25 protein-coding genes and 3 tRNA genes are annotated in these 24,466 nt (G+C 65.4%); 18 read left to right on the top strand and 10 right to left on the bottom strand.

The window, feature by feature from the left end; genetic code table 11:
* Positions 1-55: 55 nt before the first annotated feature.
* From GGC30_RS03660 to ahpF, 4 genes are all read left to right on the top strand, one after another.
* Positions 56-562: a DOMON-like domain-containing protein gene (locus GGC30_RS03660; protein ID WP_153922755.1), complete on the top strand. Its 507-nt coding sequence runs from the start codon at positions 56-58 to the stop codon at positions 560-562.
* Complete coding sequence (locus tag GGC30_RS03655; protein ID WP_153922754.1) at positions 559-1,761, top strand: exo-beta-N-acetylmuramidase NamZ domain-containing protein; 1,203 nt, start codon at positions 559-561, stop codon at positions 1,759-1,761. Before GGC30_RS03660 ends, GGC30_RS03655 begins: the two co-directional genes overlap by 4 nt.
* A gap of 107 nt (positions 1,762-1,868) precedes the next feature.
* Positions 1,869-2,432 (top strand): alkyl hydroperoxide reductase subunit C, encoded by a 564-nt coding sequence (ahpC, locus tag GGC30_RS03650; protein WP_017504020.1) that lies wholly within the window; start codon positions 1,869-1,871, stop codon positions 2,430-2,432.
* A 142-nt stretch (positions 2,433-2,574) separates the two neighbouring features.
* Positions 2,575-4,164: an alkyl hydroperoxide reductase subunit F gene (gene ahpF, locus GGC30_RS03645; protein WP_153922753.1), complete on the top strand. Its 1,590-nt coding sequence runs from the start codon at positions 2,575-2,577 to the stop codon at positions 4,162-4,164.
* 4 nt (positions 4,165-4,168) lie between these two features.
* Here the strand turns inward: ahpF and GGC30_RS03640 are convergent, their stop codons facing one another.
* The 3 genes from GGC30_RS03640 to GGC30_RS03630 all read right to left on the bottom strand — a co-directional run bounded on the left by GGC30_RS03640 (position 4,169) and on the right by GGC30_RS03630 (position 6,007).
* Entirely contained in the window at positions 4,169-4,423 is a 255-nt protein-coding gene (locus GGC30_RS03640; protein ID WP_055805428.1) for a YdeI/OmpD-associated family protein, read from the bottom strand.
* Between the two features lie 41 nt (positions 4,424-4,464).
* Positions 4,465-5,283, bottom strand: coding sequence for a transporter (locus tag GGC30_RS03635; RefSeq protein ID WP_194943514.1), 819 nt, complete (start codon positions 5,281-5,283; stop codon positions 4,465-4,467).
* Between the two features lie 73 nt (positions 5,284-5,356).
* Positions 5,357-6,007: an alpha/beta hydrolase gene (locus tag GGC30_RS03630; protein ID WP_017504016.1), complete on the bottom strand. Its 651-nt coding sequence runs from the start codon at positions 6,005-6,007 to the stop codon at positions 5,357-5,359.
* A gap of 158 nt (positions 6,008-6,165) precedes the next feature.
* Between GGC30_RS03630 and GGC30_RS03625 the strand changes: the two genes are divergently transcribed.
* The 10 genes from GGC30_RS03625 to GGC30_RS03580 are packed head-to-tail and all read left to right on the top strand — an operon-like array spanning position 6,166 to position 13,642.
* Positions 6,166-6,645 carry an Rrf2 family transcriptional regulator gene (locus tag GGC30_RS03625; protein ID WP_017504015.1) on the top strand — a complete coding sequence of 160 codons (480 nt, stop codon included), beginning with the start codon at positions 6,166-6,168 and terminating at the stop codon, positions 6,643-6,645.
* Positions 6,642-7,781, top strand: a complete 1,140-nt coding sequence (locus GGC30_RS03620) for a cysteine desulfurase family protein (RefSeq protein WP_153922751.1) — start codon at positions 6,642-6,644, stop codon at positions 7,779-7,781. The genes GGC30_RS03625 and GGC30_RS03620 overlap by 4 nt, the downstream gene beginning before the upstream one ends.
* Positions 7,781-9,247, top strand: coding sequence for a Fe-S cluster assembly protein SufB (gene sufB, locus GGC30_RS03615; protein ID WP_153922750.1), 1,467 nt, complete (start codon positions 7,781-7,783; stop codon positions 9,245-9,247). The genes GGC30_RS03620 and sufB overlap by 1 nt, the downstream gene beginning before the upstream one ends.
* Complete coding sequence (locus GGC30_RS03610; protein WP_153922749.1) at positions 9,244-9,477, top strand: hypothetical protein; 234 nt, start codon at positions 9,244-9,246, stop codon at positions 9,475-9,477. The genes sufB and GGC30_RS03610 overlap by 4 nt, the downstream gene beginning before the upstream one ends.
* A gap of 5 nt (positions 9,478-9,482) precedes the next feature.
* Positions 9,483-10,232, top strand: coding sequence for a Fe-S cluster assembly ATPase SufC (gene sufC, locus GGC30_RS03605; protein WP_153922748.1), 750 nt, complete (start codon positions 9,483-9,485; stop codon positions 10,230-10,232).
* Positions 10,229-11,251, top strand: a complete 1,023-nt coding sequence (gene sufD, locus GGC30_RS03600; protein ID WP_153922747.1) for a Fe-S cluster assembly protein SufD — start codon at positions 10,229-10,231, stop codon at positions 11,249-11,251. The genes sufC and sufD overlap by 4 nt, the downstream gene beginning before the upstream one ends.
* Positions 11,230-12,468, top strand: coding sequence for an aminotransferase class V-fold PLP-dependent enzyme (locus GGC30_RS03595; RefSeq protein ID WP_153922746.1), 1,239 nt, complete (start codon positions 11,230-11,232; stop codon positions 12,466-12,468). The genes sufD and GGC30_RS03595 overlap by 22 nt, the downstream gene beginning before the upstream one ends.
* 4 nt (positions 12,469-12,472) lie before the next feature.
* On the top strand, positions 12,473-12,862 hold the full coding sequence (locus GGC30_RS03590; protein ID WP_017504008.1) for an SUF system Fe-S cluster assembly protein: 390 nt from the start codon (positions 12,473-12,475) through the stop codon (positions 12,860-12,862).
* A gap of 27 nt (positions 12,863-12,889) precedes the next feature.
* Positions 12,890-13,279, top strand: a complete 390-nt coding sequence (locus GGC30_RS03585) for an iron-sulfur cluster assembly accessory protein (protein WP_066551375.1) — start codon at positions 12,890-12,892, stop codon at positions 13,277-13,279.
* 15 nt (positions 13,280-13,294) lie between these two features.
* Positions 13,295-13,642: a TfoX/Sxy family protein gene (locus GGC30_RS03580; protein WP_153922745.1), complete on the top strand. Its 348-nt coding sequence runs from the start codon at positions 13,295-13,297 to the stop codon at positions 13,640-13,642.
* Here GGC30_RS03580 and GGC30_RS03575 read toward each other — a convergent pair.
* Genes GGC30_RS03575 through GGC30_RS16610 form a run of 3 tightly spaced genes read right to left on the bottom strand, consistent with a single transcriptional unit; the run spans position 13,639 to position 14,170 of the window.
* Positions 13,639-13,839 carry a hypothetical protein gene (locus GGC30_RS03575; RefSeq protein WP_153922744.1) on the bottom strand — a complete coding sequence of 67 codons (201 nt, stop codon included), beginning with the start codon at positions 13,837-13,839 and terminating at the stop codon, positions 13,639-13,641. The two genes, GGC30_RS03580 and GGC30_RS03575, sit on opposite strands and share 4 nt — an antisense overlap.
* The gene (locus tag GGC30_RS03570) at positions 13,839-13,982 is read right to left on the bottom strand and encodes a hypothetical protein (protein ID WP_153922743.1); all 144 of its coding nucleotides are present in this window, start codon (positions 13,980-13,982) and stop codon (positions 13,839-13,841) included. Before GGC30_RS03570 ends, GGC30_RS03575 begins: the two co-directional genes overlap by 1 nt.
* 59 nt (positions 13,983-14,041) lie before the next feature.
* Positions 14,042-14,170, bottom strand: a complete 129-nt coding sequence (locus tag GGC30_RS16610; protein WP_255488829.1) for a hypothetical protein — start codon at positions 14,168-14,170, stop codon at positions 14,042-14,044.
* A gap of 280 nt (positions 14,171-14,450) precedes the next feature.
* Here GGC30_RS16610 and lon point away from each other — a divergent pair, with 280 nt between their 5' ends.
* The 3 genes from lon to GGC30_RS03555 all read left to right on the top strand — a co-directional run bounded on the left by lon (position 14,451) and on the right by GGC30_RS03555 (position 17,339).
* Complete coding sequence (gene lon / locus GGC30_RS03565; RefSeq protein WP_153922742.1) at positions 14,451-16,847, top strand: endopeptidase La; 2,397 nt, start codon at positions 14,451-14,453, stop codon at positions 16,845-16,847.
* Positions 16,848-16,952: 105 nt separating this feature from the next.
* Positions 16,953-17,228: an HU family DNA-binding protein gene (locus GGC30_RS03560; protein WP_017504003.1), complete on the top strand. Its 276-nt coding sequence runs from the start codon at positions 16,953-16,955 to the stop codon at positions 17,226-17,228.
* 34 nt (positions 17,229-17,262) lie between these two features.
* A tRNA-Val gene (locus GGC30_RS03555) sits at positions 17,263-17,339 on the top strand.
* Positions 17,340-17,397: 58 nt separating this feature from the next.
* On the opposite strand, the gene GGC30_RS03550 is transcribed toward GGC30_RS03555, so the two are convergent.
* Complete coding sequence (locus GGC30_RS03550) at positions 17,398-20,691, bottom strand: autotransporter outer membrane beta-barrel domain-containing protein (RefSeq protein ID WP_153922741.1); 3,294 nt, start codon at positions 20,689-20,691, stop codon at positions 17,398-17,400.
* Positions 20,692-21,002: 311 nt separating this feature from the next.
* Here GGC30_RS03550 and GGC30_RS03545 point away from each other — a divergent pair, with 311 nt between their 5' ends.
* Positions 21,003-22,253 (top strand): glycosyltransferase, encoded by a 1,251-nt coding sequence (locus GGC30_RS03545; protein WP_153922740.1) that lies wholly within the window; start codon positions 21,003-21,005, stop codon positions 22,251-22,253.
* An 86-nt stretch (positions 22,254-22,339) separates the two neighbouring features.
* On the opposite strand, the gene GGC30_RS03540 is transcribed toward GGC30_RS03545, so the two are convergent.
* The 3 genes from GGC30_RS03540 to GGC30_RS03530 form a co-directional block, all read right to left on the bottom strand.
* A tRNA-Asp gene (locus tag GGC30_RS03540) sits at positions 22,340-22,416 on the bottom strand.
* A gap of 80 nt (positions 22,417-22,496) precedes the next feature.
* A tRNA-Asp gene (locus GGC30_RS03535) sits at positions 22,497-22,573 on the bottom strand.
* 96 nt (positions 22,574-22,669) lie between these two features.
* The gene (locus GGC30_RS03530; protein ID WP_153922739.1) at positions 22,670-24,301 is read right to left on the bottom strand and encodes an AbgT family transporter; all 1,632 of its coding nucleotides are present in this window, start codon (positions 24,299-24,301) and stop codon (positions 22,670-22,672) included.
* Positions 24,302-24,466: the final 165 nt, after the last annotated feature.

Here is a 24,466-nt window from a genome sequence, read left to right as displayed (position 1 = left end):
CGTTGGCTCGGTCGATGCAATCGACGAGTTGGCCGGCCTGCGATACGAAGGCGCCATGCGCCTGCCCCTGATCCCGCACCCGACATCCAGCCCTGCGGGACTGACTCTGGAGGTCGAGGCGCGGCGCGCCGGGCCGGTGCTGAGCCTGGAGTATGTGCTGGCCGGACCGGTGGAGGGGGTGTGGCGGCCGGAGGCGGCGGCGCGGGTGCGGACGGACGGGCTGTGGCAGGAGACCTGTTTCGAGGCCTTCGTGCGGACGGCGGGCGGCTATGTCGAATACAATCTGTCGCCGTCGGGGGCGTGGGCGGCCTATCGGTTCGACGGCTATCGCGAGGGGATGCGGGAGCTGGAGATGCCCGCGCCCTTCATCGTGACGCGGTCGGCGCCCGGACAACTCGTGCTGACGGCGGACGTGACCTCGCCGGAGGATGCGGTTGGGGCGGCGGGGTTGGCGGCGGTGATCCGGGGCGTGGACGGGGCGATCGGCTATTGGGCGCTGGCGCATCCTTCGGATAAGCCGGACTTTCATCATCCCGACTCGTTCGCGCTGGACCTGACATGAACTTCGGCCTCGACCGCCTTTTGTCCGACGACGCCCTGAGGGCGCAGCTGAAGGGGCGACGCGTGGCCTTGCTGGCGCATCCGGCGTCGGTGACGAAGGATCTGACCCATGCGGTGGACGCCCTGGCCGCCTGTCCCGAGATCCGGCTGACCGCCGCCTTTGGCCCGCAACACGGGATGAAAGGCGATCTGCAGGACAATATGATGGAGAGCCCGGATTATCGCGATCCGGTGCACGGCTTTCCCGTCTTCAGCCTGTACGGCGAGGTGCGGCGCCCGCGCGATGAATGGATGGCCGAGTTCGACGTGCTGCTGGTCGATCTGCAGGACCTGGGCTGCCGCATCTACACCTATGTGACGACGCTTCTGTACGTGCTGGAGGCGGCGGCGAAACACGGCAAGTCGGTCTGGGTGCTGGACCGGCCCAATCCGGCGGGACGGCCGGTCGAGGGGATCACGCTGAAGCCCGGCTGGGAAAGCTTCGTCGGGGCCGGGCCGATGCCGATGCGGCACGGGATGACGATGGGCGAATTGGGCCTGTGGTTCATCGACCAGTTCAAGCTGGATGTGGATTATCGGGTGGTGGAGATGCAGGGCTGGGCGCCCGAGGCGGGGCCGGGCTTCGGCTGGCCGCTGCTGGAAAGGTCATGGGTCAATCCCAGCCCGAATGCGCCGAACCTGTCGATGGCGCGCGCCTATGCGGGCACGGTGATGCTGGAAGGGGCGACCCTGTCAGAGGGGCGGGGGACGACACGGCCGCTGGAGCTGTTCGGGGCGCCGGATATCGACGCGCGGGCGGTGATCGCGGAAATGCACACGCTGGCGCCGGACTGGCTGGGCGGCTGCATCTTGCGCGACATGTGGTTCGAGCCGACCTTCCACAAGCACTTCGGAAAGCTGTGCAGCGGGGTGCAGATCCACGTCGATCATCCCGGCTACGACCATGCGGCCTTCAAACCGTGGCGGGTTCAGGCCCTGGGCTTCAAGGCGATCCGTCGGCTGTATCCCGACTACGATCTGTGGCGGGATTTTCCGTATGAATATGCGTTCGGGAAACTGCCCATCGACGTGATCAACGGCGGGCCGGGCCTGCGGGAATGGGTGGACGACGCGGCGGCGACGCCAGGCGATCTGGATGCGGCGACGCAGCCGGACGAGGCGGCTTGGGAAGAGGCGCAACGGCCGTTCCTGCTTTACTGACAACCATAACCAAAATCTATTGCGCATCTGCAAATAAGTGATTGGGCTTATTTGGTGCGGTGCGGTAGGGAGAGCGCCTCCCAACCACCTTGCATTGGATTTTGCGCATGGCCCTCATCAACACGACCATCAAACCTTTTACGGCCGAAGCCTATAAGGGCGGCAAATTCCTGACGGTCACGGACGCCGACGTCGCGGGCAAGTGGGCGATCTTCTTCTTCTATCCGGCCGACTTTACCTTCGTGTGCCCGACCGAACTGGAAGACTTGGCTGACCACTACGCCGAGTTCCAGAAGCTGGGCGTCGAGATCTATTCGGTGTCGACCGACACCCACTTCTCGCACAAGGCCTGGCACGACTCGTCGCCGGCGATCGGCAAGATCGAATACACGATGCTGGGCGATCCGTCGGGCCTGGTGACCAACAACTTCGACGCCATGCGTCCGGGCGTGGGCCTGGCCGACCGCGCGACCTTCCTGGTCGATCCGGACGGCGTCATCCAGTTCACCGAGACGACCTCGGAAGGCATCGGCCGCAACGCCGCTGAACTGCTGCGCAAGGTCAAGGCCGCCCAGTATGTGCGCTCGCACCCGGGTGAAGTCTGCCCGGCCAAGTGGGAAGAAGGCGAAGCCACCCTGGCCCCGTCGCTCGACCTCGTCGGCAAGATCTAAGACTGACTACGCCTATCGGGTCCGGCCTTCGGGTCGGACCCACCCGGCCGCCTCCCAAATGCGGGACGCGGACCTTATCGCGCAGGCCTCGCCGGGATCGGCTCGAAGGCGGCGCGTTACCCTGAAATTCGAGGAGCATCCGATGCTAGACGCCAATCTGAAATCCCAGCTCGAAGCCTACCTCAAGAACATCGTCCATCCCGTCGAACTGGTCGCCTCGCTGGGCGCGGGGCCCAAGTCGATCGAGCTGAAGACCCTGCTTGAGGAGATCGTCTCGGTCTCGCACGGCAAGGTCGAGATGGGCCGCGACTATGACGACGAGCGCCAGCCCAGCTTCCTGATCCGTCGCAAGGGCACGGACATCGGCGTGCGGTTCGCGGGCATTCCGCTGGGCCACGAGTTCACCTCGCTGGTGCTGGCCCTGCTGCACGTCGGCGGCCATCCCTCCAAGGCGGCGCAGGAGGTGATCCAGCAGGTCAGGGACCTGGACGGCGACTATGTGTTCGAGACTTATTTCTCGCTGTCGTGCCAGAACTGCCCGGACGTGGTGCAGGCGCTGAACCTGATGAGCGTGATCAATCCGCGCATCAAACACGTCGCCATTGAGGGCGGCCTGTTCAAGGACGAGGTCGAGGAACGCAAGATCATGGCCGTGCCGACGGTCTTCCTGAACGGCGAGCTGTTCGGTCAGGGCCGGATGGAGCTGGAGCAGATCGTCGCCAAGCTGGATTCCGGCGCGGAAGCCCGCGCGGCCGAGCGTCTGAAGTCCAAGGATCCGTTCGAGGTTCTGGTGGTCGGCGGCGGGCCGGCCGGGGCGGCGGCCGCCATCTATACGGCGCGCAAGGGCATTCGTACGGGCGTCGTCGCCGAACGCTTCGGCGGACAGGTGCTGGACACGATGGCGATCGAGAACTTCGTCTCGGTCCCTTACACCGAAGGACCCAAGCTGGCGGCCCATCTCGAGCAACACGTCCGCGAGTATGAAGTGGACCTGATGAACCTGCAGAAGGCGGCCAAGCTGATCCCGGCCAAGGTTCCAGGCGGCCTGCACGAGGTGGTGCTGGAAAATGGCGCATCACTGAAATCGCGCACCATCATCCTGTCGACCGGCGCGCGCTGGCGCCAGATGAACGTCCCGGGCGAAGACCAGTACAAGAACAAGGGCGTGGCCTATTGCCCGCATTGCGACGGGCCGCTGTTCAAGGGCAAGCGGGTGGCGGTGATCGGCGGCGGCAACTCCGGCGTTGAGGCGGCGATCGACCTGGCGGGCATCGTGGCCCATGTGACCCTGATCGAACACGACAGCGAGCTGCGGGCCGATGCGGTGCTGCAGCGCAAGCTGGCGACCCTGCCGAACGTGCGGATCGTGACCTCGGCCCTGACGACTCAAGTGCATGGCGACGGCGAGAAGGTGACGGGCCTGTCCTACAAGGACCGCAACTCCGACGCCCATCACGACGTCGATCTGGAAGGCATCTTCGTGCAGATCGGTCTGGTCCCGAACACCGAGTGGCTGCACGACGCGGTGGGCCTGACCCCGCGCGGCGAGATCGAGGTGGATCACCGCGGCGAGACCTCGCAGCCGGGCGTCTTTGCGGCGGGCGACGCGACGACCGTGCCCTACAAGCAGATCGTCATCGCCATGGGCGAGGGGTCAAAGGCGGGTCTGTCGGCATTCGACTACATGATCCGTACCGAACCGGCGAAAGAGGCGGTGGCCGAACCGGCGTGATCGCTTAACGGTGAGGGCAACCGGGCCAGCAGCAGGGGCGGCGTTTGCCGTCGGTCAAGCTCGCCCGGCCCCAATCCAGCCGTTTGCGCCGGGTTTCCGACTTCTTGGCGGTCTCGATCCAGCAGATCCATTCGTTGCGGGCCAGGGGCGTGATGTCGCGCCAGGTCGCCAAGGCGTCCGGCGCGGCGACCAACGACGCGCGCAGGTCGTCCGGCAAGTCATGAACCACGCCGCCGGGGATGTCGGTCGCATCTGCCATGCCCATTTGTCGCAGCGACAGGTCTGATCCGCAACGGCGCGTTAGAACCGCCGTGCGAGACCGACACCGAACTCCACGTCCGGGCTGTCGTCGTTCAGGCCGAAGTTAAGACCGAAATCCAGCTGGGCGTCGGGCAGGGACGGCGGCGACCAGACGGCGGTCAGGTCGAAGGTGGACGGCGTGGTCGGCGCGACGGGATCATCGTCGCGGCTGATCCAGACCTCGGCGCCCAGGTCCCATTGGCCAAAGCCGCGCCCTACGCCTGCGACCATCGTATAGGCGCCGTGGCGGCCGTCGCCATCCGCATCCGAAACCCAGTCCACCTCGGGCGACAGGCTCAGGCTCCAGTCGTCGTTCAGCGGGATGGAGACCGGCAGGATGACGCCGCCCTCGAACCCGTCGGCGCGAATGCCGCGCGCACCCGTCGGCGCGGTGATGAAGCCGGAAATCGCGAGGGACAGGCCCGAGCCGTCAGGGTTCTTCAGCGAGTGCCGCAGGCCGATACTGAGATCGCCGACGCCTTCGTTCACATCACGATCGCCGGTCGCGCGGTCGAGAATGCGTTCGTGGTTCCACGTCGTGAGTCCGAGTTGAAGCTCAGTCAGGCCGGTCAGGCCATAGCGCACGAACAGGTCACCGGCGTCCCAGGTGTCAGTCCGTGTGGCGTCGTCCGTCTGACGCGCGCCGTCGAACAGGCCGAGTTCGACCTGCCAGCGGCCCTTGTCGAGGATGCAGGCAGGCGTGCCCTTGCCGGGGCGATCGGCGCAGAAATCGCGCTCTGATGCGGGAGTCGACTGAGCCGCAACGGCCGAGGGTAAGGCCAGAGAGGCGATCAGGGCGATCAGAAGGGGCGGACGCATGGCGGATCTCGCAGCGATGTCTCGCCCGATCATGCCGCCCGCGCCTTAATCAGCCGTGACGCCAAGCCGGATACTAGGCCGGCTTTTCTTCCAGACGCTTGTCCAGATAGGCGCCGACGCGGGTTTCGACCGCGCTCATGTGGTCCTGCCAGAAGTGGCTGGCGCCCTCTTCCAGTTCGTAGTCGATGATGATGCCCTTTTGGGTGCGCAGCTTGTTGACCACGCGCTCGACCTCGACCGGCGGGACGATGGTGTCGGCCGTGCCGTGCAGGAACAGGCCGGACGCAGGGCAGGGCGCCAGGAAGCTGAAGTCATACATGTTCGACGGCGGCGAGACGGAGATGAAGCCGTCCGTCTCGGGGCGACGCATCAGAAGCTGCATGCCGATGTAGGCGCCGAATTGATAGCCGGCGACCCAGGTCTGGCTGGCGCCGGGGTTGTTGGCCTGAAGCCAGTCGAGGGCCGTGGCGGCGTCCGCCAGTTCGCCGATGCCCGAATCGAACTCGCCCTGCGACTTGCCGACGCCGCGCGAGTTGTAGCGCAGGGTCGCAAAGCCGCGCTGCTGGAACAGTTGGTGCAGGGTGACCGCGACCGGGTTGTTCATATGTCCGCCAGCTTTCGGATGCGGATGCAGGATCAGCGCGATCGGGGCGTTCGGGCGCTTGCCCGGGGAATAGCGGCCTTCGATGCGACCGGAGGCGCCGGGCAGGATGACTTCAGGCATAGGGGCTCTGGAATCCGTTCAACTGTCATTTCGCGAGTGCGTAATACTTGACCGCGGAGGTGGGACTTTCTAAGTCCCTCCGCAAGCGCGCCGCCTTTGCGAAGGCGCGGGTTCTAGCACAGGAGCCCCGAAAAGCGCGCAATTTTTGAAGGTGCGAAATGCGTCTGTCGACTAAGGGACGATACGCCGTGATGGCGATGGCCGATCTGGCGAAGAACGGACGCGGCGAGAGCGGTGAAATCCGGGCGGTTTCGCTGGCCGAGATCGCCGCGCGCCAGGAGATTTCGCTGAGCTATCTGGAGCAGTTGTTCGCCCGTCTGAGGAAGAGCGAACTGGTCAAGAGCGTGCGCGGGCCGGGCGGCGGATACCGTCTGGCCAAGGCGGCGCACGAGACGGTGGTCGCCGAGATCGTGCTGGCGGTGGATGAGCCGATCCGGGCGACGCGGTGCGTGGCGCATGGCTCGCCCAAGGGCTGCATGCTGGCCGGCGAACGCTGCATCACTCACAATCTTTGGGAAGACCTGGGCGACGAAATTCACCGCTATCTGGCCGGCGTGTCGCTGGAGGATGTGGTGATGAACCGCACGGGCCAGCGTCGGCGCAATGTCGAGGCCTCGGCCGTGGGGGTGGCGGCATGAGTGGGATTTATCTGGACTATAACGCCTCGGGCCTGGTGCGGCCGGAGGTGTTGGAGATCATGGCCAGGGCCCTGGCCGACAACGGCAATCCGTCGGCGGTCCATGCGGCCGGCCGGCGGGCGCGGGCGCGGGTCGAGACCGCACGGGCGCAGGTCGCGGACCTGGTCGGGGCCGATCCGACGGCGGTGGTGTTCAACTCGGGCGGCACCGAAGCCAATGCCCAGGGCATCGCCAGCGCCCTTGCCGCCGGATGCGAGCGATTGATCGTGTCGGCGACCGAGCATCCTTGCGTGGCCGAGACGGCGGCGAATGCGGGGGCGCCGGTCGAGGTGCTGCCGGTCGATGCGAACGGCGTGGTCGATCTGGACTGGCTGGCGCAGGCGCTGAGCCGCCCGGGCCGGGCCGTGGTCGCCATCCATCATGCGAACAATGAAAGCGGCGTCATTCAGCCGATCGCCGAGGCGGCGGCTCTGGTGCGGGCGGCGGGCGGCTGGCTGCATGTCGACGCCATCCAGTCGGCGGGCAAGATCGCGGTCGATATGCGCGCGCTGGACGCGGACACCCTGACCCTGTCGGCGCACAAGCTGGGCGGGGCGCAGGGCGTCGGCGCCCTGATCTTCAAGGAAGGCCTCTCGGGCGTGCGGATTCTGCACGGCGCGGGGCAGGAGCGGGGCCTGCGCGCCGGGACCGAGAACGTGCCGGGCATCGCCGGGTTCGGCGTCGCAGCGGATTGCGCCGTGCGGGATCTGGAGACGATGGCCTCGCACGTCGCCTGGCGCGATGCGGCCGAGGCGAAGGTCAAGGCCGCAGGCGCGACCATCATCGGCGGCGGCGTGGCGCGTCTGCCCAACACCCTGTTCATGGCCGTCGAAGGCTGGGACAGTCCGCAGCAGCTGATCACCCTGGACCTGACGGGCGTCATGGTGTCGGCCGGCTCGGCCTGCTCGTCGGGCAAGGTGAAGCCGTCCAAGACCATCAGCGCTATGGGCCTGAATGCGCTGGCGATCGGGGGCGTGCGCGTCTCCGGCGGCTGGGGCACGGTCGAGGGCGACTGGGTGCGGTTCGCCGACGCCTGGGTCGCCGCCTACAACAAGCACAAGACGCGCGCCGCCGAGCGCGTGAGAGAGGTCGCCTGATGGCCGCCGTCAAGGAAACCATCGACGCCGTCGCCGCGCTGGAGAAGTATGAGCACGGCTTCACGTCCGATATCGAGACGGAATATGCGCCCAAGGGACTGAGCGCCGAGATCGTGCGCTTCATTTCCGAAAAGAAGGGCGAGCCGGAATGGATGCTGGAATGGCGTTTGGCCGCCTATGAGCGCTGGCTGGCGATGGAGGAGCCGACCTGGGCGGCGGTCCGTTACGAGCCCGTCGACTATCAGGACCTGTTCTACTATGCGGCGCCCAAGAAGAAGGACGGGCCCAAGTCGCTGGACGAGGTCGATCCCGAGATCCTGGAAATCTACAAGAAGCTGGGCATCCCGCTGAAGGAGCAGGAGGTGCTGGCCGGGGTGCAGGGCGCGCCCAAGGTCGCCGTGGACGCCGTGTTCGACAGCGTGTCGGTGGTCACGACCTTCAAGGAAGAACTTGCCAAGGTCGGCGTGATTTTCATGCCGATTTCCGAGGCCTTGCGCGAATATCCTGATCTGGTTCGGCAATATCTGGGGTCGGTGGTGCCGGTCTCGGACAACTATTTCGCAGCCCTGAACAGCGCGGTCTTTTCGGACGGCTCGTTCGTCTACATCCCGCCGGGAGTCAAATGCCCGATGGAGCTGTCGACCTATTTCCGCATCAACGCCAGCCAGACCGGCCAGTTCGAGCGGACCCTGATCATCGCCGACAAGGGGGCTTACGTCTCCTACCTCGAGGGCTGCACGGCGCCGATGCGCGACGAGAACCAGCTGCATGCGGCGGTGGTCGAGATCGTGGCGCTGGATGACGCCGAGGTGAAATATTCTACGGTCCAGAACTGGTATCCGGGCGACGCCGAGGGCAAGGGCGGCATCTACAATTTCGTTACCAAGCGCGCCGACTGCCGGGGCGATCGGTCCAAGGTGTCGTGGACCCAGGTTGAAACCGGCTCGGCCGTCACCTGGAAATATCCGTCCTGCATCCTGAAGGGCGAGGAATCGTCCGGCGAGTTCTATTCCATCGCCATCACCAACGGACATCAGCAGGCCGACACCGGCACCAAGATGATCCACCTGGGCAAGAACTCGAAGTCGCGGATCATCGCCAAGGCGGTGTCGGCGGGTCGGTCGGATTCGACCTATCGCGGCCTGGTCTCGGTGCATCCGAAGGCGACGGGCGTGCGCAACTTCACCCAGTGCGACAGCCTGCTGATCGGCAAGGAGTGCGGCTCGCACACCATCCCCTATATCGAGGCGCGCAACGGCTCGGCCCAGCTAGAGCATGAGGCGACGACGACGCGCCTGTCGGACGACCAGCTGTTCTACGCCCAGCAGCGCGGGCTGTCGCAGGAGGAGGCCGTGGCCCTGCTGGTCAACGGCTTCGTGCGCGACGTGATGCAGAAACTGCCGATGGAGTTCGCCGTCGAGGCGCAGAAGCTGGTGGCGATCAGTCTGGAAGGGAGCGTGGGGTGACCAGCTTCCACCAGCGCTTTTTCAATCGTCGGCTAACCGGCTTTTACTCCAAGGGACCGAAGGCGCGTCGTTTTGGTTTTATAGGCCTCGGCGTTTTCCTTACTCTTGGCGCAACCGGCCTCGCCTTGCTTTTCAATGGGCAAAAGACCCTCGGCCAGATCATCCTCGGCGCATTGGCCATTTTGATCATCGCTTACAACGGCTTTGTGTCCACTCGTTCGGACCTGTGAGAACCATGCTTTCCATCAACGACCTCCACGTCTCCGTTGGCGACAAGCCGATCCTCAAGGGGCTGACGCTCGACGTTCCGGCCGGCGAGGTGCACGCCATCATGGGGCCGAACGGCGCGGGCAAGTCGACGCTGGGCTACGCCCTGTCGGGACGGCCGGGCTATGAGGCGACGGAAGGGTCTGTCGAATGGGCGGGCGAAGACCTGCTGGCGCTGGACCCGGCCGAGCGGGCGGCGAAGGGCGTCTTCCTGTCGTTCCAGTATCCGATCGAGATTCCCGGCGTGCCGGCCTTGACCTTCGTGCGGACGGCGCTGAACGCGCAAAAGCGCGCGCGGGGCGAGGAGGAGGTGGCGGCACCCGCTTTCCTGAAGCTAGTTCGCGAGGCGTCAAAGGCGCTGAAGATGGACTTCGACATGCTGAAGCGGCCGCTGAACGTTGGCTTCTCCGGCGGCGAAAAGAAGCGGATGGAGATCCTGCAGATGGCGCTGCTGGAGCCGTCGCTGCTGATCCTGGATGAGACCGATTCCGGCCTGGACATCGACGCGCTGCGCATCGTGTCGGAGGGTGTGAACGCGCTGCGTCGTCCCGACCGCGCCATGCTGGTCATTACCCACTATCAGCGCCTGCTCGACCACATCAAACCAGACCGGGTGCACGTGCTGGCCGGCGGTCGGATCGTGGCCTCGGGCGGACCGGAGCTGGCGCTGGATCTGGAGGCGGAAGGGTACGACAAGTATCTGCCGCAAGCGGCATGAGCGCAGCCTTCGCCCTCGACCTGACCGACGCCGAGACCTATCCGTCAAGGCGCACTGAGGCGTGGAAATACAGCGACCTGAAGCGGTATCTTCGCGCCGCGCCGGAGCCGTCGGGTACGGCTGAGGTCGGTCCGCCGGGACCGTTCTATGATCTGGGCGGGGAGGCGATTGTCTTCGCCAACGGGCGCGCTGTCGGCGTGACCGACTTCATCGCCTCGGGCGATCGGACGCTGCGGCTGCGCTATGTGTCGGACGCCGTCGGCACGGGCCACACGGCCAGCGCGCGCGTGTCGGCGCGCGCCGGCGCCAAGCTGCTGCTGCTGGAAACGCACGAGGGCGCGGGCTCGGCCTATGTCGCGCACAATACGCTGGAACTGGACGTGGCGGCTGGGGCCGAGGTGACGCGCGTCGTCCTGGTCGAGGAGCCCGAAGACGCCATCTCCATCGCCGAGGCCCATGTGAAGGTCGAGGCGGGCGGCATCTATCGCCAGACCATCGTCACGACCGGCGCCAAGCTGCAGCGGATCGAGACGCGCATCACCCATTACGCGCAGGGCGCGCAAGTTCAGGCCGACGGCCTTTATCTGCTGAACGGATCGCGCCATGCGGACCTGACCAGCGTGGTGCGTCATGTGGAACACGACGGCGCGACCTCGCAACTGATCAAGGGCGTGGCTCGCGATACGGCGCGCGGCGTCTTCCAGGGCAAGATCGTGGTCGAGCGCGGGGCGGACGGCACCGATGCGCGCATGGGCCACCACGCTCTGATCGCCAGCGAGCGGGCCGAGATCGACGCCAAGCCGGAACTGATCATCTATGCCGACGACGTGCAGTGCGCGCATGGCAATACGGTGGGGACGCTGGACGAGAGCGCCCTGTTCTACATGCAGCAGCGCGGCATTCCGGCCGATGAAGCCCGCGCCCTGCTGACCCAGGCCTTCCTGATCGAGGTCATCGACCGGATCGAGCATGAGGGCGCGAGAGAGGTGGCGCGGGAATGGCTGACGGCGCGATTGTGAACACCTTCGATCCCTATGCCGTGCGGGTGCAGTTCCCGATCCTGTCGCGACAGGTGAACGGCAAGCCGCTGGTCTATCTGGACAACGCGGCCTCGGCGCAGAAGCCGCGCGCGGTGATCGACGCCCTGGTCGCGACGATGGAGGGCGGCTACGCCAACGTCCACCGCGGCCTGCACACCCTGTCGAACGAGGCGACCGAAGCCTTCGAAAAGGCGCGCGAGATCGTCGCCCGCTTCCTGAACGCCGAAAGCCCCGAGCAGCTGGTCTGGACCAAGGGCGGGACCGAGGCGATCAATCTGGTGGCCAATGGGCTGGGCCTGTCGATCCAGCCAGGCGACGAGATCATCGTCTCGGAGATGGAGCATCACTCCAACATCGTGCCCTGGCATCTGCTGCGTGAACGACGCGGGGCGGTGATCAAGTGGATTCCGGTCAAGGACGACGGGTCGCTGGACATGGCGGCCTATGCCGCCCTGCTGGGGCCCAGGACGCGGATGGTGGCGGTCACCCACATGTCGAACGTGCTGGGGACCATCAATCCGGTAGTCGAGATCAGCCGCCTTGCCCATGCGGCGGGGGCGCAGGTGCTGATCGACGGGTGCCAGGGGGCGGTTCATGCGACGCCGGACGTGCAGTCTATAGGCTGCGACTTCTATGTGCTGACTGGGCACAAGCTGTTTGCGCCCACCGGCATCGGCGCCCTGTACGGCAAGGCCGAGGCGCTGGAGGCGCTGCCGCCCTATCAGGGCGGGGGCGAAATGATCGAGACGGTCGAGCAGGACCGCGTGACCTATGCCCGGCCGCCGCACCGGTTCGAGGCGGGGACGCCCCCGATCCTGGAGGCCATCGGCCTGGGCGTGGCGTTGGAATGGCTGGCGCAATACGACCGGGCGGCCGTGCAGGCGCATGAGCACGCCCTTTATCAGCACGCTGTTGACCGACTTCAGGGTGAGACCTGGCTGCGGATCCTGGGCGAGGCCGAAGGCAAGGGCGCGATCCTGACCTTCGCCGTCGAGGGCGCGCACGCCCATGACGTGGCCCAGATCATGGACCGTTACGGGGTCGCGGTGCGCGCGGGTCTGCATTGCGCCGAACCGCTGGCGAAAAGAATGGGGGTGACGTCAAGCACCCGCGCCTCCTTCGCCCTATATAACACCGTGGAGGATGCCGACGCCTTCGTGGATGCGCTGATCAAGGCGCGGAACTTCTTCGTGTAAGCCGATGACAGATCAACCGATTCAAGACAGCGACGCCTTCAAGGACGCTTGGGACGAGCCCCAGAAGAGCGCCCTGTCGCAGGCCGAGCTGGACACCCTGACCGATCAGCTGATCGAGGCGCTGAAGTCGGTCTATGACCCGGAAATCCCGGTCGACATCTATGAGCTGGGCCTGATCTACCGCGTGGACGTCAACGATGACCGCGATGTGGTGGTGGACATGACCCTGACGGCGCCGGGCTGTCCGGTCGCCGGCGAAATGCCGGGCTGGGTGGAGACGGCGGTGGAGAAGGTCGAAGGCGTGCGCAGCGCCAAGGCCAATCTGGTGTTTGATCCGCCGTGGGACGCCTCCAAGATGAGCGACGAGGCCAAGCTGGCCCTGAACATGTTCTGATGGATATGTTCTGATGGATATGTTCTGATGAGCGAGCTTCAAGCCACATCCCGTCCGCGCCGCCCGCGCCCCAAGGCCGTCACCCTGACGGACGCGGCCGCCGAGCGAGTGCGTGAGATCCTGGACAATGCCGAGAACGATCACATCGGCCTGAGGATCGGCGTCAAGAACGGTGGGTGCGCCGGGCAGGAGTACACCTTCGCCTATGCCGACGAGATCGGGCCGATGGACGAGGTGGTCGAGGACAAGGGCGTCACCATTCTGATCGAGCCTCGGGCCGTGCTGTTCCTGATCGGCACCGAGATCGACTATGAAACGACGCGGTTGGCGTCCAAGTTCGTGTTCAACAATCCGAACCAGACCGACGCCTGCGGCTGCGGCGAGAGCGTGACCATCGTGCCGGTCGCGGCCGACTGAGATGGCCCGGGTCTGATGGCCTACGACCCCGACTTCGGCGAATGGGTGCGCGAGCATTTCCATGCGCTCGGCCGCCTGGAGATCAAGCGGATGTTCGGCGGGGCAGGGGTCTATGCCGCCGGCGCCATGTTCGCCCTGCTGGACGACGGCATGGTCTGGTTGAAGGGCGACGAGGCTTTGGGCGAAGCCTTCGTCGAGGCCGGCTCGCGTCAGTTCACCTATCCGACCAAGGACGGCCGCATGATGAGCATGGGTTACTGGACCTTGCCCGAAGCAGCCTTGGACGATCCCGACGAAGCCGTCGCCTGGGCGCGGCGGTCGCTGGATGTGGCGGTCAAGAAGGCGTCGGGGAAGAAGCGCTAGGCCGTATCAGGTCGAACCACCTGAACCGAGTGCCCTGGATGCGCCTCGGCCTCCGCTCTGGCGCATCGGACGGCGCTTTTGGCGTCGGTGAAGACGCCTTCGAACAGGCCGTCGCTTGAGGTGATGCGCCAGCGATCGCCGACAGGCTGGATCGTCAGGATTTCAACGGCGGGTGGCGAGGCAAGGGGCGTAATCATTATGTGACGCGATGTTGGTCGCGGTTCAGGCGGTCGGCCTCCGCCTGAAGTCGGGCGGCGAGGCGTTCGGCCGAGATGCGATCGGGCAGGGGGCGGGTGCAGGCGTTGTTGACCGCCACGGCCCAACCGCTGGCGCGAGGCACGACTCTGTATCGTCTGGGAGGGGCGGCGCGTGTCACGCCGCCCTCGATATGGCCCTGCATCATCGCGCGCGGCCCTTGTGGATCGGGGCGCCGAACAGGGCGCCGATGAAGGTCATCGCCATCTGAAGGGTTGTCGGCGGCGGGGCTGAACGTTTCAGGGTCTCGGCCAACAGGTGCGAACGGCTCATGGTCGTCTCCTTGGAGCCGCAGAAGACGCCAGATCCCCGTAAAGCGGCCATGTCGAAAGCGTCGCCGGGCGTAATGCGGACCTAAAGCGGAGTGATCAGGGGCCTTATCGCCACGCAGATGTGGGCCGTTCCGCGGTCACGCTTGAACCGCGGGTCTTTCAAACCACATACTCATCCGAACGCCGTCGGAATCGACGGGCCGTCATGCGCCGGTCGGGCCTCTTGCCCGGCGGACCCTGGCGGCGGGCCGGAGATGATCAATGGCCCAGGAGTACGCATCATGACTGAACCAAAAATCCTGCCCGTCCTGCCGCTGAGAGACATCGTCGTCTTCCCGCACATGGTCGTGCCGCTCTTCGTCGGACGCGAGAAGTCGGTGAAGGCGCTGGACGAGATCATGAAGGGCGAAAAGCAGATCCTGCTGGCGACCCAGAAGAACAGCGTCGACGACGATCCGTCGCCGGACGCCATCTATCCCATCGGCGTGCTGGCCTCGGTGCTGCAGCTGCTGAAACTGCCCGACGGCACGGTCAAGGTGCTGGTCGAGGGCAAGGGCCGCGCGCGCCTGACCCGCTTCACCGATCGTGAGGAGTATTTCGAGGCCGAGGCCGTCGAGATCGAGGACGAAGCCGGCGACGCTTCGCAGGCCGAGGCCATGCTGCGCGCCGTGGTCGAGCAGTTCGAAAACTATGTGAAGCTGAACAAGAAGGTCCCGCCCGAGGCCCTCAGCTCCATCCCCCAGATCACCGACGCCTCCAAGCTGGCCGACTCGGTCGCGGCCCATCTGTCGGTCAAGATCGCCGACAAGCAGGGCCTGCTGGAAACCTTCGACGTGCCCAAGCGGCTGGAGAAGGTTTACGGGCTGATGGAGGGCGAGATTTCGGTCCTTCAGGTCGAGAAGAAGATCCGCTCGCGCGTGAAGCGCCAGATGGAGAAGACCCAGCGCGAATATTATCTGAACGAGCAGATGAAGGCGATCCAGCGCGAGCTGGGCGAGACCGACGACGCGCGCGACGAGATCATGGATCTGGAGAAGCGCATCCGTAAGACGCGCCTGTCCAAGGAGGCGCGCACCAAGGCCGAGGCCGAGGTCAAGAAACTGCGCAACATGAGTCCGATGTCGGCGGAATCGACCGTCGTGCGCAACTATCTCGACTGGCTGCTGTCCGTGCCGTGGGGCAAGGCCAAGCAGAAGCCGATCGATCTGGCCAAGGCCGAGGACATCCTGGAAGAGGATCACTTCGGCCTGGAGAAGGTCAAGGAACGGATCATCGAGTATCTGGCGGTCCAGGCCCGCACCGGCAGCCTGAAGGGTCCGATCCTGTGCCTGGTCGGCCCTCCCGGCGTCGGCAAGACCTCGCTGGCCAAGTCCATCGCCAAGGCGACAGGGCGTGAATACGTCCGCATGTCGCTGGGCGGCGTGCGCGACGAAAGCGAGATCCGGGGTCACCGCCGGACCTATATCGGCTCCATGCCCGGCAAGATCATCCAGTCGATGAAGAAGGCCAAGACCACCAACGCCTTCGTCCTGCTGGACGAGATCGACAAGCTGGGATCGGACTGGCGCGGCGATCCGTCGTCGGCCCTGCTGGAGGTGCTGGATCCGGCGCAGAACTCGACCTTCGGCGACCACTATCTGGAGGTGGACTACGACCTGTCCCAGGTGATGTTCGTGACGACCGCGAACAGCCTGAACATGCCGCAGCCGCTGATGGACCGCATGGAGATCATTCGGGTCTCGGGCTACACTGAGGATGAGAAGGTCGAGATCGCCAAGCGCCACGTCCTGCCTAAGCAGTTGGCGGACCACGGTCTGAAGGACGGCGAGCTGATCGTGCCGGAAGACACGATCCGCGAGCTGATCCGCTATTACACTCGCGAGGCCGGCGTCCGTTCTCTGGAGCGCGCTCTGGGCGGTCTGGCGCGCAAGGCCGTGCGCGAGATGGCCAAGACGGGCGCCAAGTCGATCACGGTCGATGCGGCCAAGCTGGCCGACTATGCGGGCGTCAAGAAGTTCCGCTACGGCGAGACGGACGAGGAGGATCAGGTCGGCATCGTCACCGGTCTCGCCTGGACCGAGTTCGGCGGCGACATCCTGACCATCGAAGCCATCAAGATGCCGGGCCGCGGGCGCATGACCGTGACCGGCAATCTGAAGGACGTGATGAAGGAGTCGATCTCGGCGGCGGCCTCCTACGTCCGCTCGCGGGCCCTGGCCTTCGGCGTCAAGCCGCCGGTGTTCGAGAAGACCGACATCCACGTCCACGTGCCCGACGGCGCTACGCCCAAGGACGGCCCGTCCGCCGGCGTGGCCATGACGGTGGCGATGGTTTCGGTTCTGACCGGCATCCCGATCCGCAAGGATATCGCCATGACCGGCGAGATCACCCTGCGCGGCCGGGTCACCGCCATCGGCGGCCTGAAGGAGAAGCTGCTCGCGGCCCTGCGCTCCGGCGTCAAGACGGTGTTGATCCCGCAGGAGAACGAGAAGGATCTCGCTGACGTGCCGGACAATGTGAAGTCGGCGCTGGAGATCGTGCCGATCTCCACGGCGGACGAGGCGCTGAAGTGGGCGCTTGTCGGCACCCTGACGCCGGTGGAGTGGGACGAGGCGGCCGAACCCTTGCCAGCTCCGGTCGCTGCTCCGGAAGGACCGGCGGCGGCGGTCAGCCACTAACGCCGAGTTGAACAGCGAGCGCCGCCGGTGACCCCACCGGCGGCGTTTTCGTTTTTGACGCAACCGCCGATCTGTCCTTTAGTGATTCGTTCTGGAGGGGGACGGATGACCAAAGCGGAACTGATCGGCCGGATGGCCAGCGCGGCGAACATCAGCCGCGACCAGGCGAAGACGGCGCTGGAAGCGTTTACCGACGGCGTCACCGAGTCGCTGACGCGGGGCGCGGACGTGAAGCTGATCGGTTTCGGGAGTTTCGTCGCCGTAGACCGCAAGGCCGGTGTTGCGCGCAATCCGCAGACCGGCGCGGCCGTCGCGCGCCCGGCCTCGCGCACCGCGCGCTTTCGCCCGGGCGAAGGTTTGAAAAGCGCCTTGAACGGTTGAGGCGCGACGGGCATAAGCCCGTCTCTGCCCTTGGGGGCGGCTAGCTCAGCTGGTCAGAGCATCTCGTTTACACCGAGAGGGTCGGCGGTTCGAACCCGTCGCCGCCTACCAAACAAAAAGGCCGCCGGATCGCTCCGGCGGCCTTTCGTTTGTCTGGATCGGGCTGCGATCAGAAGCGGAAGCTGGCCCGTAGCAGCAGCGAGTAGCGGACGTAGTCTTCCAGCAGCTCGGCGTCGCCGGTCAGCGACAGCATGCCCAGTTCGTTGCCGAAGTTCAGGCGGAAGCCCAGGATCGGCCCGCCGCCTTCGATGGCGTCCGGCGACAGGATGAAGTCTGGGCCGCCGCTGGCGAAGCGGGCGATGGTTTCGCCGGCGTCCACCGAGATGTTCTGACGATAGCCGACGCGCAGTTCCGGACGGATCCAGCCGTTGCGGCCAAAGCCATAGCCGACGTTCATCGCCGCCACTGCCGAGAAGATGTGGCTGTCGCGCGAATCGATGTCGAGATCGAAGCCGTCGCCGCCGCCCTTCTCGCTGCGTGAGCCTTCCGACAGGCTGAAATACTCGCCGTAGATTTCGGGGCGGATGTTCAGACGGCCGAAGTTGCGCTCATACGAGGCGCCGCCGGCGACCGCCGCCGTCCAGCCGTGCCAGTCGGACTTGTTGTTCAGATAAACGCCCGTGGCGACCAGCGAGCGATCGGCGCTGAAGGAGGCATAGCCGCCGGCCGCACGGGCCCAAGTCGTCCAATACTGGCCCTGAGCGCGCCAGTAGAGGCCCAGCTCCAGCAGGTTGGCCGACAGGACCTCTTCAGCCTCGGCCTCAGGGTCCTTGATGTCGGACGAGGTGAACGCGGCCGAGATGCCGACGGCGCCCAGGCTGGTGCCCTTTTCGACGCCGCCGGCGACGCCGAAGCCTTCGGACCGGAAGCCGTAGGAGTCGGTCTTGTCCTTGTCGGCGTAAAAGTTGATCTCCTGCACCCAGGCGCTGGTTTCACCCGGCGCAGCGGCGGCGTTTCGTCCGGTCAGCGCGCGGGTGACCGCATCCACGCCGGCCGACAGCGACATCAGCGGTCCGCCGGAGTGGTCAGGCAGCATTTGCTCGTAGGCGTCGATGAAGCCGTCGCGCGACGTCTGCGACAGGAACAGGTTGCGCAGCGCTTCATTGGAGCCCAGCGCGCCATAGACGGCGTCATAGGCCGAGGCCTCGACGGGGATCAGGCCGGCTTCAGACGCCGTGCGGCGACGCGCATCGACATAGACGGTGTTGCCGGCAACGCCGCCCTGCACGACGTAGAGATAGGGCGAGTTGTCCGACAGCAGGGTCTGGTTGATCTGACCCACATTCAGCGTGCCGGCCGTGATGACGTTGAACCGCTCGGGCTGATCGATCAACGACGAGAAGCGGACGCCCAGGGTAGAGCCTGTCGCCAGGGTCGCATTGCCGCTGACGTTGAAGCCGCCGGCACGGTCGTTGGCCGGATCGAGATTGACCAGGAGCGTCCCTTCCGAGCCGATGTTGAGGTTCGAAATTGCCGTCGCACCGGTTTGGGTCGCATTCAGGGTGCCTTTCGACACGTTGATATCAAGCAGACCGTCGTCGTTCTTGATTGCGCCGGAAACGACGGCGCCACCGCTGATGCTCAGTCGGTCCGCACCTGAGCCAAAATCGATATCACCGGACACAACGCCGTTTTCGATGTTGAACGTGTCGGCGCCTGAGCCAAACTTGATCGCGCCTACGATGGCCGGTTCGTTGCTGTCCGGCACACCGTCCTTGTCAGTGTCGGTCGCCGTGCTGCCAGCTGACGCCAGAACGCCGTACTGACGCAGAGTGGCGCCGGTTGTATTCGCGGACAGGTCAATCGCGATTGCTGTTCCGTCAACTGTAGTCGTGTCGTTGCTATTCGGGACAAATGAGCCAACGATCGAGCCCGCATTGCTCAACTGGGTCAGCGAACCGGACTGATCCCGGATAGCTACCGCCGAGCCATGGTTTCCGGTGTAAGAGGCGACGATGTTGCCCGTGTTCGTTAGATACCCAACGTTCGCACCGGCCCCAATGAGAATACCAGTCGAGACTTCCGCGCCCTTGCCGGAGGAAATCGCCTGGATGTTGCTGGCGTTACTGATCATCGGCGTGGTGACGCCGGAGCCGACCCAGAGGCTCGTAGCGTTGGCGTCCACCGCAGTGGAAGTAATCCCGCCTTCGTTGCGAACGCCGCCAACTATATTGACTGCCTGGCCGCCGGGTACGCCCAGCTGAATCGCACGGGCTTCCACGCCGGAATACAGACCCGACCCTGTGATTGTGCCTCGGTTAATCAATCCATAGGCCGCGTCGCCAGTCCCAATTGCGCCTAACGTGACGGAGTTGGAGGTGGAACCAATCAACAGTGCAGGCGCGCCGCCCAACGATGTGATGGAGGCCGTCGTCTGGCTGGCGTCGGGAATGCCGTTGCCGTCGCGATCGGTGTCGTCGCGGTTCTTGACGCCGTCGCCGTCATCGTCCTCATCGCCGTTTTTGACGCCGTCCTTGTCATCATCGCCCTCAATGCCGGCCTCGGAATAAGCAAGGGCCTTATCAAATAAGACCCCGCCAGCGACGTTGGCGCCAACGCGTACGGCGGGACCGCCCTGCAGCAGATCGTCCGCGTCGAGTTCGTCGAGGAACAGGGTCGCGGCATTATCGAACGTACCGGTTGTCGGACGTGCTGGCGGAGGCGTGGTGTATCGATACCCTGTCGCCACGACCGTAGAGTGAATCCTGAGCGCACCGCCGACATCGCCTTCGATCGACACGCCCGTTGCGTTGGCGCCCAGCGCCGAGATGGAGCCTGCAAGATCGACATTGCCGGAGATCGGCCCCGTGGTGCGGATGGCGGCGCTGTCGTTACCGGTCACACGGACCGTTCCCAGGCTCTGAAGCTTACCGTTCAGCGCCGACTCGACCGCAAGTCCGTAGGAGTTGTTGCCCTCGACCGCGATCGCGCCCGTGCCCTCGACCAGGATGTTGCCAGTGAAGGGCGAGGCGCCGGTGACCCGCACGCCGTAACGACCGGTCCCGGTGGCGAAGGGACCGTCCAGGTCGCCGTCGCCGTCGGTGTCCTTGATGTCCGCTGTTTCCAGCGTGTCGTTGACGGTGATCGAGCCGCCGACGATCACCGAGCCGGTGTTGCCGCCGTTGACCAACAGGCCGGTCGAGGCGTCGGCCGACTTGTCCATCGTGATCGAGCCGCCGCTGTCCAGATCGACCGTGTTGTTGCTGTTCAGGGTAACGGCCGCGCCCGAGGCGACGGCGACGCTGCCGCCGCTGGCGATGCGGATGTTGTCGGCGGCCGTGCCTGTCGCATTGGACGTCTGGATCGGCGTGGTCCGGGCGTTCGAGATGACGATCTCGGCCTGGGATCCTGTGGCGACCATCAAGGGGGCGATCGCCACGGCGGTCGCGAGCAAAATACGCATTCGGTAGAAACCCCTGGTGGTCACGCGTCACGTTACGGGAGACCCCTTAGCAGGGTCCGCGCCAGCGTTCCAAGTTTATCGAATTTGAGGCGAATGCAAGGCCGTGATGGTCCTGAGGCGATCCTGTAAGGCGACCCGCGTTCGCTCGTCGATGCCCGATAGGCCGAATGCGGAGGAAATCGCGACAGCGCGCACTTGAGCTTTGCCGCGCCCGGGTTTACGGGCGTCGAACGGTCTAAAGGCCGCGTCCCGTGGACGCATCCATCGAACCCGTCCGGCGTTCGACAGCCCAGACCAGGCGAGAACACTCCATGAGCATGACAGACCTCGACGTCCAGGAAAGCGAACTCCGACTGATTCCGGGGCTGGACGTGGAAGTCGCCGATACGCTGCGGGCCCTGAAGGCGGCGGCGATGGATGAGCGGCCCCGCCTGGTGGACACCACAATGCTCTATGCGCCGCGCTCAGGCGGGGTGAAGCGCTATATCCTGTCCAAGAAGGCGTGGATCGAGGCCAATCGGCCGGGGGTCAGTCACTCGCTGATCGTGCCCGGCGCGCGTCACAAGGCGAGGGCCGACGGCATCGTGCAACTGCGGGCGACAAAGCTGCCGTTCGGCGACGGCTATCGTTGGCCCAGCTCGGTGAAGCGCTGGAGCGTTTGGGTGGCGGCGATGAAGCCGTCGATCATCGAGGCCGGCGACCCTTACACGCCGGGGCAGGGGGCTTTGGAGGCCGGCCAGCGGGTCGGATGCCCGGTCGTCGGCTTCTGCCACTCTGATCCGGCGGGGCTGGCGGCGTTGCATTTCGGCGAATGGGCCAAGAAGCCGGTCGAGAAACGCTGGGCGAAGCTGTTTTCACAGTTCGATCGGGTCGTGTCGCCCAGCCGCTTTATCGCGCGGCGCCTGGAAGAGGCCGGTGTGAACAACATCGTCATTCGGCCTCTGGGCGTGGAGATCGACACCTTCCGTCCGGAACGTCGTGACCGGCAGTGGCTGCTGAAGCAACTGGGTCTAGGCAACGACGCGCGCCTGCTGTGCTTCGCGGGTCGTCCGGCCAAGGAAAAGAATGTCGATGTGCTGATCGAGGCGGTCCAGAAGCTGGGCGCCCCCTATCACCTGGTGCTGGTCGGCGCAGGCGCGGGAATGCCGGAGGAAGATCGCGTCATCTCCATGCCCTATGAAAGCGATCCCAAGGCGGTCGCCAAGATCATCGCCAGCTGCGATGCGTTCGTTCACGCCAATGATAAAGAACCGTTCGGGTTGATCGTGCTGGAGGCCATGGCTTGCGGTCGCCCCGTGGTAGGGGTCAACGCGGGCGGCGTCGCCGAGACGGTCGACGAGAGCGTGGGGCAACTGGCCGCCAGCGCGGACGCCGACGATTATGCCCAGGCGGTCGAGGCCCTGTTCGCGCGCGACATCGAAGCGATCGGCCGGGCGGCGCGGGAGAAGGCGGTCAGCCAGTTCGCCTGGAATCGAGTCTTCGAAGACCTCTGCATGGTCTATGGCGAGCTGACGGGCGAAACGGCGTTCGTGAACCCGGATAGTGCACTGCCGCTGCACTGAGCGGCCAAGGCCACGACGCGTTCGAATGGCGCGTTTCTGAAAACGGGAGCGCGCCACTTCTTTTATATCGATGTCTTGAAAAGAAGTGGCGCGAGTGACGGGGCTCGAACCCGCGACCTCCGGCGTGACAGGCCGGCACTCTAACCAACTGAGCTACACCCGCGTATCAGGTCGAAACTTTTGAGCTGTTTCGAAAGCTTTTTGGGAAGGCGGTGTGCGCCACTCTTCTATTTCTAGAAAGAGTGGCGCGAGTGACGGGGCTCGAACCCGCGACCTCCGGCGTGACAGGCCGGCACTCTAACCAACTGAGCTACACCCGCGTTTCCCGGCCGAAGCGGCTGTGCGCCCCGGCGAGGGGCGTCGTTTAGGCGGGCTGACACATCGCGTCAAGCGACCTTTTCGGAGAAACGCGCCCCTCAACGCGACGGGGCTGTGGACGGTGTGACGATCGCCGCCTGGGGCGGGCTGTGCGGGCCCGCTACGCCGCCGTCGGCAGGCTCATGGGCCGCCACGGCGGGAGGCGGCGGCTCATAGTGGACGCCGACGCCCGGCCCCAGCGGCAGGTCGAAAGCAACCCAGGCCGCCACCATGGCCAGACCGGCGACCAGGAAGGCCCCGGCATAGGGCAGCATGGTCGCCATCAGGGAGCCCAAACCGAATCGCGGATCCCAGCGCTGGGCGAAGGTTAGGATCAGCGGGAAATAGCTCATCAGCGGCGTCGCGATGTTGGTGACGGAATCACCCATGCGATAGGCGGCGGTCGTCATCTCGGGCGAAATGCCCAGCAGCATGAACATCGGCACAACGATGGGCGCCAGGGCCGACCACTTGGCTGAGGCCGAGCCGATGAACAGGTCGAAGAAGCACGAGACGAAGACCACGCAGATCAGAAGCAGAGGGGCGGGCAGAGCCAGGGTCTTCAATCCGGCCGCCGCATTGACCGCCAGGATCGGCCCCAGGCCCGACCAGTTGAACATGGCCACGAAGTGGGCGGCGAAGAAGGCCAGCACGATATAGGGCGCCAACTGGGCGATGCCGTCGCGCATCATCGTGACCATGTCGCGGTGCGACTGGATCGTGCCAGCTCCCGCACCATAGGCGCCGCCGGTGACGAAGAAGGTGATGGCGAAGAAGGCGACCAGGGACTTGTAAAGCGGATTGAACTTCTGCTCCGGGTCTACCGCGGGGTCGACGAACGGCGAGCCCGGTACGAAGGTCAGCAGGGCCCAAAGCGCGATCATGCCGAGAAGCGCCAGGCCGGCGAACTTCAGGCCGCGCTTTTCGGCGGCGGTCAGGGGCTGTTTTTCCGAAGCGTTCGGTGCGGCGACGCCCTCTGACGGCTTCCAGACGCCGAGGCGCGGCTCGATCACCCGGTCGGTCAGGAACCAGACGATGGGGGTGAAGACGAAGACGACGCCGACGATGAAGAACCAGTTGCCGGCGATGTTCACGGAATAGGACGGATCGATCAGGCGGGCGGCCGGCTCGGTGATGCCCAGGATCAGGGCGTCGCTGGCGCCGGGGAACAGGTTGCCGGCGTATCCGCCCGACACGGCCGCGAAGCCTGCGGCCAGACCCGCCAGCGGATGGCGGCCCGCAGCGGCGAAGATGACGGCCGCCAGTGGGATGACCACCACATAGGAGGCGTCCGATGCGTGATGGGACACCATGCCGGTGATTACGACGACGGGCGTCAGTATGGAACGCGGGGCATTCAGCAGGGCGCCGCGAATGGCAGTCGCGAACATTCCTGTGCGTTCGGCGACCGAAGCGCCATAGATGATGGTGATGACGATGCCGAGGGGCGGGAAGTCCGCCAGCGTGCGCGGCATGCCGATGATCAACTGTTCCAGATTCTCGGCGGACAACAGGCTCTTGGCGACCAGTTGATCGCCGGTGACCGGATTGACGGCCGACCAGCCCAGGCCGGCCCCGACCATGCTGAGGACGATCAGGCCGCCGATCAGCCACAGGAACAGGAAGACGGGATCGGGCAGTCGATTACCGATCCGCTCGACAGCGTTCAAGGCGCGGCTGGCTAGGCTCATTCGGATGACTTTCGGTTACGCGATCGGCTCGCCAATAGGCCTTTGCAGCCCGGCGACACGCAAGCGTCGGCCCTGCGACATATGGCGCGCAAAGTTGCGAGCCGTTCTCAATGAAAATCCAATGTCCGCAGGGGTTTGAACGGCGGCGGTCTTGGGTCTAAGAAG

The sequence above is a fragment of the Brevundimonas sp. SPF441 genome (genome assembly GCF_009661015.1).
GTDB classification, from domain to species: Bacteria; Pseudomonadota; Alphaproteobacteria; order Caulobacterales; family Caulobacteraceae; genus Brevundimonas; species Brevundimonas vesicularis.
Note: the sequence above shows the minus strand (reverse complement) of the source record. Positions and strands in the feature narration are given on the sequence as shown.